Source organism: Wolbachia endosymbiont of Oryzaephilus surinamensis, assembly GCF_025617515.1.
GTDB lineage: Bacteria > Pseudomonadota > Alphaproteobacteria > Rickettsiales > Anaplasmataceae > Wolbachia.
The window spans coordinates 1,315,858-1,330,718 of the sequence record NZ_CP092526.1; the positions used below are offsets into that span (position 1 = coordinate 1,315,858).

The 14,861-nt window shown below is 34.9% G+C and carries 10 protein-coding genes and 5 pseudogenes; 11 read left to right on the forward strand and 4 right to left on the reverse strand.

The window, feature by feature from the left end:
• Positions 1 to 313 precede the first annotated feature (313 nt).
• The 3 genes from terL to MJ631_RS06130 all read left to right on the forward strand — a co-directional run bounded on the left by terL (position 314) and on the right by MJ631_RS06130 (position 4,194).
• Positions 314 to 1,747 (forward strand): phage terminase large subunit, encoded by a 1,434-nt coding sequence (gene terL, locus MJ631_RS06120; protein ID WP_213863854.1) that lies wholly within the window; start codon positions 314 to 316, stop codon positions 1,745 to 1,747.
• Positions 1,748 to 1,866: 119 nt separating this feature from the next.
• Positions 1,867 to 2,781 (forward strand): ankyrin repeat domain-containing protein, encoded by a 915-nt coding sequence (locus MJ631_RS06125; protein ID WP_213863855.1) that lies wholly within the window; start codon positions 1,867 to 1,869, stop codon positions 2,779 to 2,781.
• 171 nt (positions 2,782 to 2,952) lie between these two features.
• Complete coding sequence (locus MJ631_RS06130) at positions 2,953 to 4,194, forward strand: IscS subfamily cysteine desulfurase (RefSeq protein ID WP_007302400.1); 1,242 nt, start codon at positions 2,953 to 2,955, stop codon at positions 4,192 to 4,194.
• Between the two features lie 48 nt (positions 4,195 to 4,242).
• Here MJ631_RS06130 and rodA read toward each other — a convergent pair whose 3' ends face one another.
• Both rodA and MJ631_RS06140 read right to left on the reverse strand, forming a co-directional pair.
• Positions 4,243 to 5,346 carry a rod shape-determining protein RodA gene (gene rodA / locus MJ631_RS06135; protein WP_213863856.1) on the reverse strand — a complete coding sequence of 368 codons (1,104 nt, stop codon included), beginning with the start codon at positions 5,344 to 5,346 and terminating at the stop codon, positions 4,243 to 4,245.
• A 45-nt stretch (positions 5,347 to 5,391) separates the two neighbouring features.
• Positions 5,392 to 6,840, reverse strand: a complete 1,449-nt coding sequence (locus MJ631_RS06140; protein WP_262986273.1) for a proton-conducting transporter transmembrane domain-containing protein — start codon at positions 6,838 to 6,840, stop codon at positions 5,392 to 5,394.
• Positions 6,841 to 6,904: 64 nt separating this feature from the next.
• On the opposite strand from MJ631_RS06140, the gene MJ631_RS06145 reads away from it, so the two are divergent.
• From MJ631_RS06145 to MJ631_RS06165, 5 genes and pseudogenes are all read left to right on the forward strand, one after another.
• Positions 6,905 to 7,210, forward strand: a complete 306-nt coding sequence (locus MJ631_RS06145; protein WP_007302403.1) for an NADH-ubiquinone oxidoreductase subunit NDUFA12 family protein — start codon at positions 6,905 to 6,907, stop codon at positions 7,208 to 7,210.
• 2 nt (positions 7,211 to 7,212) lie between these two features.
• A complete protein-coding gene (mlaD, locus tag MJ631_RS06150) occupies positions 7,213 to 7,668 on the forward strand; it encodes an outer membrane lipid asymmetry maintenance protein MlaD (protein ID WP_262986274.1) in 456 nt (151 codons plus the stop codon).
• A gap of 244 nt (positions 7,669 to 7,912) precedes the next feature.
• Positions 7,913 to 8,796: pseudogene (locus MJ631_RS06155) on the forward strand (IS256 family transposase); the annotation flags it as partial.
• A gap of 76 nt (positions 8,797 to 8,872) precedes the next feature.
• Positions 8,873 to 9,729 (forward strand): annotated as a pseudogene (locus MJ631_RS06160) (IS630 family transposase).
• A 20-nt stretch (positions 9,730 to 9,749) separates the two neighbouring features.
• Positions 9,750 to 10,061: pseudogene (locus MJ631_RS06165) on the forward strand (transposase); the annotation flags it as partial.
• 198 nt (positions 10,062 to 10,259) lie between these two features.
• Here the strand turns inward: MJ631_RS06165 and MJ631_RS06170 are convergent.
• Positions 10,260 to 10,709 (reverse strand): annotated as a pseudogene (locus MJ631_RS06170) (transporter associated domain-containing protein); the annotation flags it as partial.
• 63 nt (positions 10,710 to 10,772) lie between these two features.
• Between MJ631_RS06170 and MJ631_RS06175 the strand changes: the two are divergent.
• Together MJ631_RS06175 and MJ631_RS06180 are read left to right on the forward strand one after the other, a co-directional pair.
• Positions 10,773 to 10,904 carry a hypothetical protein gene (locus tag MJ631_RS06175; protein WP_255521118.1) on the forward strand — a complete coding sequence of 44 codons (132 nt, stop codon included), beginning with the start codon at positions 10,773 to 10,775 and terminating at the stop codon, positions 10,902 to 10,904.
• A 255-nt stretch (positions 10,905 to 11,159) separates the two neighbouring features.
• Complete coding sequence (locus MJ631_RS06180) at positions 11,160 to 12,914, forward strand: reverse transcriptase domain-containing protein (RefSeq protein WP_214303292.1); 1,755 nt, start codon at positions 11,160 to 11,162, stop codon at positions 12,912 to 12,914.
• A gap of 94 nt (positions 12,915 to 13,008) precedes the next feature.
• Here the strand turns inward: MJ631_RS06180 and MJ631_RS06185 are convergent.
• Positions 13,009 to 13,377: pseudogene (locus tag MJ631_RS06185) on the reverse strand (hypothetical protein); the annotation flags it as partial.
• Between the two features lie 402 nt (positions 13,378 to 13,779).
• On the opposite strand from MJ631_RS06185, the gene hemE reads away from it, so the two are divergent.
• Positions 13,780 to 14,796 (forward strand): uroporphyrinogen decarboxylase, encoded by a 1,017-nt coding sequence (gene hemE, locus MJ631_RS06190; protein ID WP_007302249.1) that lies wholly within the window; start codon positions 13,780 to 13,782, stop codon positions 14,794 to 14,796.
• The last annotated feature ends 65 nt before the right edge of the window (positions 14,797 to 14,861 follow it).

Genomic DNA, 14,861 nt, shown 5'->3' on the forward strand with positions numbered 1-14,861 from the left:
CATTTGGTGAATTTCTTAATACTTGTAACTAAAGCTTCAGGCCAGCACTTGATGCTGGAATCCAGAAATCTTTTGAGCACAAAAGTTATGCTAGGTTTTGTTGGTAAGAAACCAGTGTCAGCTACTCGGATGACACCAAAGGGGCACTTGGATAGAGGCTACTTGAATAACACCATCATAAGGTGAACCAGTGTCAAGCACTGGAATGACAAGGAAAGGGCTACTTGGATGACAAGAAAAAGGACGCTGATATGACACCAAAGAGGCTGACACCACCATAAAGTAAATTCCACTAACACTATAGGAGACTAACATGAACTTTTTAAAATTTATCGAACTATGCTTTCAAACGGTGATGCCGGGATGTGAGTATAACAATTATCAGTATATAAAAATCATAGCAGACAGGCTTGAAGCAGCAAGTGTTGGTGAAGTGAAGCGAATAATATTCAATATGCCTCCGCGCTCGATGAAGTCTATGTGCGTGAGTGTTGCATGGCCCGCATGGATACTTGGTAATCAGCCAACCGCAAGAATAATAGTTGCAAGCTATTCTCAGCGGCTTAGCGAAAAGCATTCGCTTGACACCAGGTGCGTGATGCAGTCTAGTTGGTATAGAGTGCTATTTCCAGAGGTAGAACTATGCAAAGACCAGAACACTAAATATAAATTTCAAACAGTGCAGAGAGGATGTAGGATTGCAACATCTGTTGGTGGAACACTGACTGGTGAAGGTGGAGATTTTATCGTCGTGGATGATCCACTGAGTTCCTCTCAAGCTTTGAGCGAGACGTTTAGAAAACGTGCCACAAACTGGTTCGATCAGACTCTAATAACCAGGCTTAATGACAGGAAAAAAGGAGTTATCGTTGTTGTAATGCACAGACTACATCAAGAGGATTTGACTGGGCATCTTCTCTCCAAGCCGAAAAATATATGGCATCATGTTTGTTTGCCAATGATTTCTGAAAATAAGGAAATTATCTATTCAATCAAAAGATCAATTCTCCCTTCTCCTGTTCCTATTATTCAAGTAACTACAAATGAGTGCAAAAGCTCAACAGGCGCTACATCTTCAAGGATTTTATACTTAAAAAAGGAAGGTCAGCTGCTATATCCCCTAGATGTAGGAGAAATTGAAATGATAAAGGCTGAACTTGGGAGTTACGCTTTTGCTGCTCAATATCAACAAAATCCTCTGCCGCTTTCAAGTGGTATAATTAAGCAAGAATGGTTGAAACGCTATAGAAATTTTCCTGACAATCTCTCACATATAACTCAGAGCTGGGATACTGCAGTTTCAACAAACGATTCTAGCGGCTTTAGTGTCTGCACCACCTGGACAAAGGTGAATAATAAGTTTTATTTACTCGATGTATACCGTGCGAAGCTTGAGTATCCAAAACTTAAAGAACAAGTTCTATCACTAGCTGCAAGGTGGAAGCCACACGCAATTTTAATCGAAGCAAAAACAAGCGGTCAACAATTGATTCAAGAGCTAAAGACAATACCTGTTATTGAGATAGTGCCGCATAACAGTAAAATCGCTCGATTCCACCAGATTGTTCCGATAATAGAATCCGGCAAGGTTTTTCTGCCGCATCAAGCAATATGGCTCAGCGATTTTGAGTATGAAATTTTAATGTTCCCAGAAACCCGCCACGACGATCAAGTAGACAGCACTGTGCAATACCTTCAGTGGATGAGAGATAGTAGCTTCAGGGTTGCAGCTATACGAACATTGTGATTCAAGAGGCAATAATTTGCTACCCACAATTTCGATTATAAGCTCATTTAAAATAAATATTGCTTTTCTAGTATAATATATGATAGTTAGATGTTTTACTCTAGTTTAAAGGTAAAGTTATGGCAAAAGGATATGAAACACTGAAAAAAGTATTGAATGTAATTAACGATAAGCAAGATTTTAATAAAGATAACATAATTGAGAAAATACAAGAAGAACTAGAGAGGCAGGATCAAGATTTACATAAAGAGTGGATTGATGAGAAATTCGATATAAATCATGAATTTACCTCAGATCATCCTAAATATTTAAAGTTTACGTTATCAAGGATAGCTGCTGAGGCAGGCTATGCAAATGTGTTGGATGCTCTAATATCATCAGGATCAAACATTAGCGATAAGAGTGGAAAAGGTTGGACTCCTGTATTAAATTTAGCAGCTAAACATGGCCATATAGGAACAGTAGAAGCTCTATTAAAGATCGAAGGAATTAAAATTGATGAAAGGAATGAACATGGGTTTACCCCATTACACAATGCTGTTCATAAAGATCACAAAGAGATAGTAGAGGTTTTACTCCAAGCAGGAGCAAATGTTGATGCGCAACATTTGTATGGAACTCCTTTACATTATGCTGTTTCTTATTGTCACAAAGAGACAGTAGATGTTTTACTCGAAAAAGGAGCAAATGTTAATGCAGTAAATACACATGGAATGACCCCTTTAGATTATGCCAAGGGTCAAAACGTAGAAGTTCTATTAAAGGCAGGAGGACGTTCTTTTGTGAAAGCATTTAATAAAGGGATTGCTACCGCTGTAAAAACTGCATTATTAGGCACTGCTATAGCAGCGGTACTTTTTGCAACTGAAACAATTGCAATACCTATAGCTATAGCAGTGGTTGCAGTTATAGCAGTAGCACTAGCAGTTGGTGGTGCTACATATATGATGTTAAAGCCCAGTACTAAAGTTGATGGAGTAGCAGTCTTAATGGATGGGCGTCAAGAAGCTGCTAGCACTAGTAGGGTTACCTAGCACGTATTCGACCTAGCTGCATAAACTACTGATCATAGAAAATGACATTACAGGGACACTGGAATAACGTAGGAGAGAGCGCTGACAACTTTCGTTTAGGCAAGATTATATCTTGAAAAAATTAAGCTTTAGTGCTACTAAATATTGTAACTTCTATGCTGAAACCTGACTATGAATATGGAAAAAATACGCAATGCTAAAATAAAATTACCAATATTTCTCGATTATCAATCTACTACTAAAGTAGATCCTCGTGTTTTGGAGGTGATGATACCTTATTTTGGTGAGTTTAGTAATGCACACTCTCGTAGTCATTCATTTGGTTGGACAGCTGAGGAAGCAGTAGAAAAAGCAAGGAAGCACATTGCTGATTTAGTGAATGCAGACAGCAAAGAAATCGTCTTTACCTCGGGTGCAACCGAATCAAATAACATGGCTATCAAAGGTGTTGCTCATTTTTATAAGAATAAGGGAAATCATATAATAACTGTCTGCACGGAGCATAAGTGCGTTTTAGATTCTTGTCGACATCTGGAAAATGAAGGCTTTAAAGTTACATATTTGTCCGTTAAGCAAAACGGAATTATAGATTTGTTGAAACTTGAGGAGGCAATCACTGATAAAACAATTCTGATTTCAGTGATGATGGCAAATAATGAGATCGGAGTAATGCAACCTGTCAAAGAAATTGGTGCAATGTGTAGAAAGCATAATATATTTTTTCATACAGACGCTGCTCAAAGCTTTGGAAAAGTTCCAATAGACGTAAATGAAATGAACATTGATCTTATGAGCCTTTCTAGCCATAAAATTTATGGACCTATGGGAATAGGTGCATTATATGTCCGTAGAAAAAATCCTCGTGTTAGGTTGACGCCACTAATTAGTGGTGGTGGACAGGAGAGAGGCATGCGCTCTGGAACAGTTCCTACTCCCCTTGCAGTTGGTTTTGGTGAAGCGGCACGTATCGCTAAAGAAGAAATGGAAATAGAAGCAAGCAAATTAGAAGAGTTGAGAGATATTTTGTACAACAAAATAAAAGAGGCATTTCCTGATGTTGTTTTAAATGGTGACTACGAAAATAGGATTCCAGGTAACCTTAACTTAAGTTTTCCTTATGTTGAGGGTGAGTCTCTTATCATGGCAATCAAGGATTTAGCAGTAAGCTCTGGTTCTGCATGCACATCTGCATCTCTTGAACCTTCTTATGTCATAAGATCACTAAACAATGGCCACGATCTTGAGCATTCATCAATTAGATTTGGCCTTGGCCGATTTACAACTAAAGATGAAGTTCTATATGCAGCAGATCTTGTTACTAAAAATGTTGGACGGCTAAGAGAAATGAGCCCACTTTTGGAAATGGTACAAGAGGGAATAGATTTAAGCACCGTAAAATGGGATTCTCATTGAAGAATAAGACGTTAACCATTAGCAGAGTGATGGTTGTCTAAGCTCTTTCTATGGGTGAAATCGGAAACTTAGCTTTAAGTTCTTTGTAGATGCCACGGAACTAAGTAGCAATCCTATACATATTAAGCTCGCAGCAGTTGTGCTTCCGCCATAGGATAGAAATGGAAGTGGGTCACCTATTATAGGTAAAAGGCCTATTGTCATTCCAATGTTTATAAAGAAATGAGCACCAAAAAAGGCGAAAACCCCGATAGATATTAACTTAGAAAAATAATTTTTTGACCTGTAAGCGATAGAGAATATTATAGCGAGGAATGTGGTATAGAGTAAAATCAAAGTTATGCTGCCTAAAAAACCCCATTCCTCACTCAGTACCGCAAAAGCAAAATCTGTGCGTTTCTCTGGCAAAAATCCAAGTTGAGTTTGACTCCCATTAACAAATCCCTTACCAAATAAACCTCCTGAACCAATAGCTATTTGAGATTGCTGTGCATTATAACCTATTCCAAGTGGATCTACTGATGAATCCAAAAATGATAATATCCTTTGCTTGTGATAAGGGCGCAAAAAAGGCCAAATAGCTGGTATTGCGAAAATGCCAAGCGCTCCAAAAATTATTAAATGAGGTCTTTCCATTATTGCTGTGAATATAATTGATGCTCCTATAAACAATATTATTACAGCTGTTCCTAAATTAGGTTGCTTCAATACAAGGAATACAGGTAAGAAAATAATTATAAGTGGCTTAAATAAACTTTGAAATTTCATCATTTTATACACACTTTGTTTATTAAAATAACGAGCAAGTGCAAGTATTAAGCCCACTTTTACAAATTCTGATGGTTGTAAACTAATTGACCCAATTCTTATCCATCTCGTTGCACCCATTATATGCGAGCCAAAAAAATTTACTGCTAACAGCGCAATTACTGCTACTATGTAAAAAAAATAAGCGTGCTTCAAATAAAAATCTAGCTCTATAAATGACATAGCTATAGCAAGCAAAAAGAAGAAAGAGAATATGACCAATTGGTGAATTGCAAATGGAGCCCACTTTCCTCCAGCAGAAGAATATTGCACAACAATGCCAACGCAAAACAGAGCTATTACGTTAATGACTAATAATAAGTGAATCTTCTTCAGCTTATCCACAGCAAAAACTTTACAGACTTTGAGATACAATAAAACATAAGAAAATCAAAAAGCAAATTTATTAATTACCAACCGAATTGGACTACTATATATCCCAGTTATTACCGTTAAAATTGCCATAAATAATAGACAAAAGAGCATAAGCAATGGTACCTCATTAAGTGTCATTCCAGCGTTTGATGCTGTACTGTTTTCAAAATATATTTTCTCAACCATTCTCCACATATATATTAGTGCAAGAAAAGAGCCAGCAGCAAAAACTGCAAGGGAAATCCATGCATGAGATTCGATAATTGCTTTCATCATATACCACTTACTTACAAAGCCATTTGTCAAAGGTACACCGATTAATGCGAAACTAAGTAGAGTAAATGCAAGTGTTGTATAGGGCATTGACTTTTTTAGTCCTGATAAATTTTCTATTTTTGTCATACCAAACTTATAAGAAATACACCCTGCAGTCATGAATAAAGACGTTTTTATCATGCTATGATTTACTATGTGAAGAACTGCTGAAAACAAACCTGCTTTTGAATTTAAACCCAGCATTAAAATTATATAGCCAATCTGACTGATACTGGAGTGAGCAAACAGTCTTTTTATATCTTTTTCGATCATTGCAGATATTGATCCAAATACAACAGCACAAAGCGCAAGGATGATCATCACGTTGCTTAGTGGTAAGAAAAAATTTTGCTGAAAAACAGTGTAAAAGATTCTAATAAAAACATATATCATCACTTTGGTTACTGTACCTGAAAAAAATATGCTAATGAAGCTAGGTGCTTCACTATATGCGTTAACCAGCCATCTGCTGAGTGGAAACAGTGCCATTTTGATTGAGAGACCAACAAAAATGAATAATGTACCAAGTCTTATGATGTTATTATCGTATAATGGTACTATTCTTTCAGCCATGTCAGACATGTTGAGCGTTCCGGTCATAGAGTATAAAAGGCCGATGCCAAACAAGTAAAATGTTGCTCCTACAGTACCACTAATGAGGTATTCAAATGCTGCAACTAAAGCTTTCTTATCCCTTCCCATTGAAACTAAAACATAAGAAGAAAGAGATGAAATTTCTAAAAAGACATAAAGGTTGAATATATCGTTTGTTACTAAAATTCCAAGTAATCCACTCAAGCACAGTAAAAATAGAGAATAAAAACCAATGATTTTGTTTTTGCTAATCTCTTTTTCATTAATATGAAAGCTATAAAGCACACTAATCAGCGCTATAAAATTCACCAAAGTTAGAATCAAGGAGTTCAATATGTCGATTCTCAACTCTATTCCGTATGGAGGAGCCCAATCTCCAAGATAATAAGTTATAATTTCACCATTGTATGTTTTCACTAGCAACATTAATGAAATAAAGAAAGTAGCTGCCGTTGTAAAAAAAGAGATAAACCAGGACACCTTATGTTTCCTGGTAAGAAAGCAGAACATCAATGCAATTATTGGTATAATAACTTGTAGAATTGGTAATTGCATTAAACTGTTGTTAATACATCGTTAAAGTATTAGTATATATAATACTTTTTGTTTTAATACCTTTATGTTATCTAAAATTTATAATGCAGTAACAAACTTATTAAGGAGAAAAGGTAAACTTATAGGTAGGGATGAAAACGTAAATTCTTACTATGAGTCAAGTAAAGGGAAAAGATGGGTAATATATGGTAATGTTTCTGAGCCCACAACAATTCCTCCAGAATGGCATATATGGCTGCATTATACTAATAATGAAGTACCAGTTAATAATAACAAAAGAAAAACTCCTAATTTAACAGGTACGAAAGGTGCATACTACCCAAATCAAAAGGTGAAAAACTACTATGAAAGCTGGAATCCTAATAATTAAAGATGCGAAGGTCAAATATACTTGAAATAATTGCTGGATCATTTGTATTAATTTTCACTATTTTTCTTGTCTTCTTCGCTATTAATAAGCTATCTTACACAAAGAGAAATTATAAGGATTGCTATAAAATACATGGCCTTTTTACTGATGCTAACGGTGTAGGGGTTGGTGATAGTGTCAAGATCTCTGGTGTAGAAATCGGAAGCATAACTGGTGTATCACTTGACAAAGCTACCTACATAGCACGAATCGATATGTGCATAAGCAGAGACATAAAGTTGCCAATTGATAGCTCAGCTCTAATCGCTAGTAGTGGAGTTGTTGGTAGTAAATTTGTTAATATATTACCTGGTGCAGATCCTAAATTAATTTCACACGGTGGTAAAATAGCGCATACTCAAGCTGAAGCAAATATGGGTGGAATAGTGGATAAAATTATTGGCATGTTTACAAAGTGAGAATAAGAACACATAAGCCAACTTGGCCTATGTACAATTAAGGGATTTTTCTATCAATAGCTTGAAGTTGTTCAGCGTTTGAATTATCAAGATTTCTGCTAGGTTTTACATTCCTAATAATCTCAACAAATGCTTGTACTTTCAGTATAGGAGTGTTTTTTTTACGTACTTAGGGAAGTGTTAAATAAACTGTATCAAACCGAGAAGTAATAATAAAATAGAAACAAAAAATGGAGGTTTGACAATGAGTCAAGCAAACAGAACTACCGGTTTGGTAGACTATAAAGAATTAGAAACAAATATCTTATCGTCTATACGAGAAGGAAGACCATTGACGGAAAGAGATGGTGCATTAACACCGTTTGTAAAAAGGCTACTGGAATCGAGTCTGGAAGGTGAAATAAAAAATCACTTGTCGGCTAAAAGCGAAGAAAATAACCGAAGAAATTGAAGAAATTCAAAGACTTTACGGACAAGTGTAGGTTCATTTGAGTTATTGACACCAAGGGATAGGGAAGGAAGCTTTGAGCCACAAGTAGTCAGAAAAAGGCAAACAACCGAACTTGAAGCAAAGGTTTTAAGTATATGCCAGTGGCATGGTATATAGAGATATAGCGTCGCATGTAGAAAAGATATAAAATATCTGTAGCAGAGATATCAAGTATTACTGATAAATTATTGCCTGTAATCAATGAGTGGCGTAGTCGTCCACTGCAATCAGTGTATCCAATAGTGTTTATGTTTTTTAAGGTCAAAGAAGACAGGCATTGCGTAAGTAAATACATGTAGAATATATTAGCAGAATGAAAGGAAAGAAGTTTTAGGTTTTTATATAGCAGAAAGTGAGGGAGCTAACTTTTGGCTAGGGATGTTAAATGACTTAAAAGAGAAAGGAGTAGAAGATATCCTGATTGTATGTGTAGATGGGCTAAAAGCTTTCCTACAGCAATAAACAGTGTATTTCCTAAAGCAGAAATACAACTATGTATTGTACATCAGATAAGAAATTCACTGAAATATGCATCGAGCAAAGATGTGAAAATTTTCATGAATGATTTGAAAAAAATATACCGTGCTGCAAGTAGAGAAACTGCCGAAAATTATTTGCTTGAGCTAGAGGAAAAATGGTGAGAAAAATATATAGCTCTTCTCATAATAGTGGAAACAGGATAAAATAGAGACTTAGGGTAATAAGAAGGTAAAAGTGCCAGCAGCATACAGTTATGACTTAGGGAAAAAAGCCATGAAGGAGAGAGTAAAACAGCAGTAGCAAAGAGGTTCAAAATCGGTAGAGTGACATTGTACAAATGGGAGAAAAGGCGGAAAGAAACAGGAATCGAAGAAACTGGGAAATAGAGGCTATAATCATAAAATCACCGATTGGAATGCGTTTGTAGAATTTATAAAAAAGCACGGCGGTAAAACACAATCAGAGGTGGCCAAACTCTGGGGCAATATAAGTCGTCAAACGATTCATAGAGCTCTAAAAAAATTTGGATTTACACGCAAAAAAAGATTTATGGATATGAAGAAAGAAACGAAGAAAAACGAGCTGAATTTCTGAAAGTCATATCGGCAGAGTCCCCTAAAAATTTGGTATATATTGATGAATCTGGTATAGACAATACAGAAGATTACCCATACGGATATTGCAGAAAGGGAGAGAGGTTTCATGCACTAAAATCAGGCAAGAAAACTCAGAGAGTTAGCATGATTGCATCTTTAAATAAGGGAAAAATCGTTGCACCTATGACGTTTGAAGGCTATTGTGATACAGAGGTTTTTAATGGCTGGTTCGAGCAATTTCTGGCACCAACTTTATAGCCTGGACAAACAGTGATTTTAGATAATGCAACTTTTCATAAGTCTAAAAAGATTGTCGAATTTGCCAAAAGGGTTGGTGCAGACATTCTGTATCTGCCTCCATATTCTCCAGATTTCAATAAAATTGAGCATCATTGGTTTGCTATAAAAAACAGAGCCAGGAAAAACATTCCTCTTTTTAAATCTTTTCGTCAAGCTGTCGATTCTGCTTTTCTTCATTTGTTTCCACTATTATGAGAACAGCTATACTTTAGTTTTGGGAAAATAATTGGGAAAATCTGTCTAGTTATTTTAAATATTCCGGCCCTGTAAGAAAATTAATTTATACCACAAATCCTATTGAAGGGTTACATAGACAGATCAGAAAATTTACTAAAACTAAGGGCTCATTTACTAGCACAAATGCCTTCTATGAACAGGTATATTGTGCTATAAAAAAGTTAGGAGAAAAATGGGCTATGCCTATACATGATTGGGCTTTGACTATGTCTCAACTTGATATCTTTTTTTCTTGTAGAGTTGAATTAAAAATGCGGCTTGACACAGTTTATTTAACACTCCCTTTTTGAAAGTTACAGATCGCTAAAAATATTTAAACAACTAATTTTTATAACTTTATACCAAAAAAACTATTCCCACCTTAATTATCAAACAGTAACGTATAGAACTACAAACTTTTGTATATTAAGAAATTGTTTAAATTGCATACCTGGCTACTATGTCTCCTACTTCCAAGATAAAGTACCTTTCACTAAAAAATATTGAATTTAATTTTTGTAATCACTTAAGTCTAGTATTATTTTGTTAATGTATCGTTCATTTGCATCCTTGATGATAAATTTTATACCATTTTTATATCTTATAACTTCATCTACAGAAGGTACCTTACCAGCAATTGAAAGAACCAAACCACTAAGTGTGGCATAATGCTCTTCAGAGTCACACAACTCTATTTTTAGATTTTCCTCTATATCCTTTATAAGGGCCCTTGCCGATATTTCAAACTTATTTTGAGATAATTCAGTAATGGTGTGTTCTGAATTTACCTCATTCTCGTTATCAATATTTGGTATCAATTCTTCTATAAGATCATTTATCGAAATTAAACCATCAGTTCCGCCATATTCATCCAGTACAATAGCTAAATATGACTTGGAAGATTTCATTCTAACAAAAAGATTTGTTGCTTTCATTGAGGCTGGGACAAATATTACATTTGTGCGACCCGAAGTTGCGATTTTGTGATGGTTAGATTCCATCTTCCCTAGACATCAGGGATAATGTATGTCTCACATTTTAAAGAATGGCAACCTTTAGGATGCAAGCATGAGATAAAAGCAGGTAATGCTAAACCTTATAGCAAACTCCTGCAAACAGAGTTAGATATGGTTACAAGAGAAACTTATGATTGAATTGTCGTTATATTGAATATGCGAAATTAAGGTTGTTTTACGCATAGACCAAAATGGTATGAAGCATACGAGGAATTAAAGTTAGATGTCTTTGATTATAGATGTTCTCAGCTTCCGGTAAAAAGTAAGAACCTAAGTCTAACACGAAACAAAATCGTGAAACGGGATAACCATATAGGTGCTCTTATATTCATTTGAATGTAAGTAGGCAGCCAGCCATAAGCACTTACATTGGAGGGATTGTCCAAGAAGCTAATGCCCAAAGTAATATTTGGGATATGCAGACGTGGACACTATAATTTGGAGGGTAAAGTTGTGAATAGTAGTAAATATGTTATAGACCAACAATTTGTTAGGTATGAATGGAATACAATTCCTTGGCGTAAAGTTGAGAAATTTGTATTTAAGCTACAAAAGCGAATTTACCAAGCTGCAATATGTAATGATAAGAAGAAGGTACATAAACTTCAAAGATTATTACTCAATTCAATAAGTGCAAAACTACTTGCTGTCAGAAAAGTAACTCAAGATAACAGAGGGAAGAAAACTGCAGGTATTGATGGAAAAGCAAATCTTAATCATAAAGAAAGATTGCAATTAGCATATTCTTTAAATGTTAGAGAAAAAGCGAAACCATCAAAACGTGTTTGGATTCCAAAACCTGGAAAACCAATAGAATATCGCCCTCTTGGTATACTTACTATCTCAGATAGGGCAAAAGAAACACTTATGAAAATGGCACTAGAGCCAGAGTGGGAGGTAGGATTTGAACCGAACATGTATGGTTTTAGACCTGGTAGGTCATGTCATGATGCTATTGAAGCCATATTTAATTCACTGAATTGGAAAACAGCGTACTGTTTAGATGCTGATATTTCTGGATGTTTTGATAATATTAATCAAAATGCTCTGTTGGAAAAACTTAACACTACACCAACCTTTAGAAGAATTATAAAAGGATGGTTAAGAGCTGGAGTAATGGAAAACAGAAAATTTGAATCCACAAAACGTGGTACAATTCAAGGAGGGACGATCTCACCGTTACTTGCTTGTGTTGCATTAAATGGATTAGAACAATATATCAAAGAAACGTTATGGAGTGAACTTCTTCAATATAGGAAGATGAAATGTGGTGTTGCAAGCAGTAGAGAAGCAAAAAGCTCATTAAGTGTAATTTTCTACGCAGATGACTTTATCATCATACATGAGAGTAAGGAAATCATTCTGAAGGCAAAAATGATAGTTGAAGAATGGCTCAAAACCATTGGACTAGAATTGAAACCTTCAAAAACAAAGATTTCTCATACTCAAAATGGAGAAAAGCCAGGATTTAATTTTCTTGGTTTCTCAATAAGGCATTACTCTACGAAAAATAATAAGAGGGGTTATAAATTATTAGTCAAACCAAGTCGTGAATCCAGAAAACAGCATACACTCACTATAAAACATAAGATTAGAGGATTAAGAGGATCAACACAAGAAACAGTAATAAGACAGCTTAACCCAATTACTAGAGGGTGGAGCAAATATTATTCTTCGGTTGTGTCAAACAAGACCTTTAGGTTTATTGACAGTGTAATGTTTAGAAACATCTGGAAGTGGGCAGTCTACAGGCACCCAACCAAAGGAAAATACTGGATTAAAAATAAATACTTTAAAAAGTATAAAAACGATAATTGGCGATTTATGACAAATAACAAAGTTCTTCTTATTAAGCACGGAGATCATGCTATTAAAAGGCATGTCAAAGTGAAAGGAACCAAGTCTCCATATGATGGCGATTGGGTTTATTGGGGTAATCGTTTAAGGAAGATACCAGATAAACTACCAAGAGTAATAAAATTGTTGAAGTTACAACAAGGTAAATGTGGTCATTGTCAACTTTGGTTTAAAAATGATGATATCTTAGAAACACATCATATTGACCGAAACAGACGTAATAATATGAAAAAGAATTTATCCTTGTTACATGGACATTGTCACGATGAATTACATAGAAAGTGTGCATGACAAGCACCAAATTATAGAGGAGCCGTATGAGGCGAAAGTCTCACGTACGGTTCTGAAGTCGAGTGGGGAGAGGCGACTTTTCCCACTTAGATAACTGTATAATATTTCTCAGATTAAAATCTTTATTCTTATTGAAAATGATATCTTTTACGTAAAAAAAGCCTATTACGTTGTCAAAGTTATTCTTATAAGTTGGTATCTTAGCATGGTAAGTGTTTTTCACCTTCTTTATTACCTCATCCTTGCTCGATTCAATGTCTATTGCACATATCTCCTTACGTGGAGTCATTATATCCATGATACTACAATCACGGAATTTTAATAGACTATTAAGTATGTCAAGACCTGACAGATCACCCATTAATGCCTCAGTCGCACATTTTTTTAACACAGAAGTTTTGTTGAAGAGAAAGAAAAAAATTTTGTATGCTATTTTTTCTACTAAAGTTCTTTTCTTATTCAATTTATTCCCTTTAATGGTGAAAATATCTTTAGATAAGGTCTATCAAGAAAACTGTTATTAAATGTTTAATAAGCATGTGAATAATGTCAAATTAATTTGTGAATTATTTGTTAATATAAAATACTAACAATTGATCAACAACTTTCTCAACGACATATACATAATTGTGTAACAATACATGATAGTAAAGTATTTTCCGTAAAAGAAAATTACTAACATTATAAATATCTTACTTATACACATAAATTACAAGGCAAAATCAATAGTATATAGAAGTTATTAACATATTTATCCACAAGTTAAGTAACAATAATTTTTACTGAATTTTAAGTTAATAACAATTTATTGATAGAACTATTATTACTACTATACTTTAGTATAGAAAAAAGTAGATAAAATAGATTGGAAAGCAACAAACCAGCGATAGTAAGAATTATTAAGCAGAATAAGCCAAATGAAAAAGTACCTATTTGGTTAATGCGCCAGGCTGGTAGATCTCTTCCTGAGTATCGCAAAGCCGTAGAAAAAACGAGTAATTTCATGGAGATATGCTATAGCATAGATTTAGTGGTAGAGCTGACGCTACAGCCAATAAAAAGATTTGATATGGACGCAGCCATAATTTTTTCAGACATTTTAATAATAGCTGACGTTTTAGGTTGTGATGTGAATTTTGTTCGCGGTGTGGGTCCAATAATAAAACCTGTGAAAAGCTCTGAGGAGTTAAAAAATTCACAAGAATTTGAAACTAAAACCTTTCCAATCTTAAATGCCATCAGGAAAGTAAGAAGCCAATTATCAGAGGAAAAGTCCCTTATAGGCTTTGCTGGAGGGCCGTGGACGGTAGCTTCCTACATCATAGAGGGTGGTAGTAGTAAAACTTTTTCTAAAGTATTACATTTCTGTTCCCTAGAACTAGAAGAAGTAATTAAAAAAATAACAGAAGCGACAATTATTTATCTAATCAAACAGATAGAGTTTGGAGCAGATGTTATTCAGTTATTCGACAGCAATGCTGGTATATTGCAGGGAGAACTGTTTGAAAGGTATGTAATCAAGCCAACAAAGGAAATTGTTTCAGCAATAAAGAATAAGTTTCCTGATTTTCCTATAATAGGTTTTCCACGCTCTGCTGGAAATCTTTATAAGGATTACTATGAGAAAACAGGTGTATCTGCAGTAAGTATAGATTATAATGTTCCAATAGAATGGGCGAAAGCAAATCTAAAAATTCCTCTGCAAGGGAACCTTAATCCTAGTCTTTTGGCCTACAATAAGGCAGAAGCAATTGAAGAAGCAAAGCGTATAATAGATTGTTTTAGAGGGTTACCTTTTATATTTAATCTTGGACATGGAGTGCTTCCTGATACTCCGGTTGAAAATATTGCTGCATTAGTGGACCTAGTAAGAAACTACTAAAACTCTTGTATGAAAAGCCTTTATGAGGGTGGAATGAAAACCTTACTTGACAAATCTTTACACTT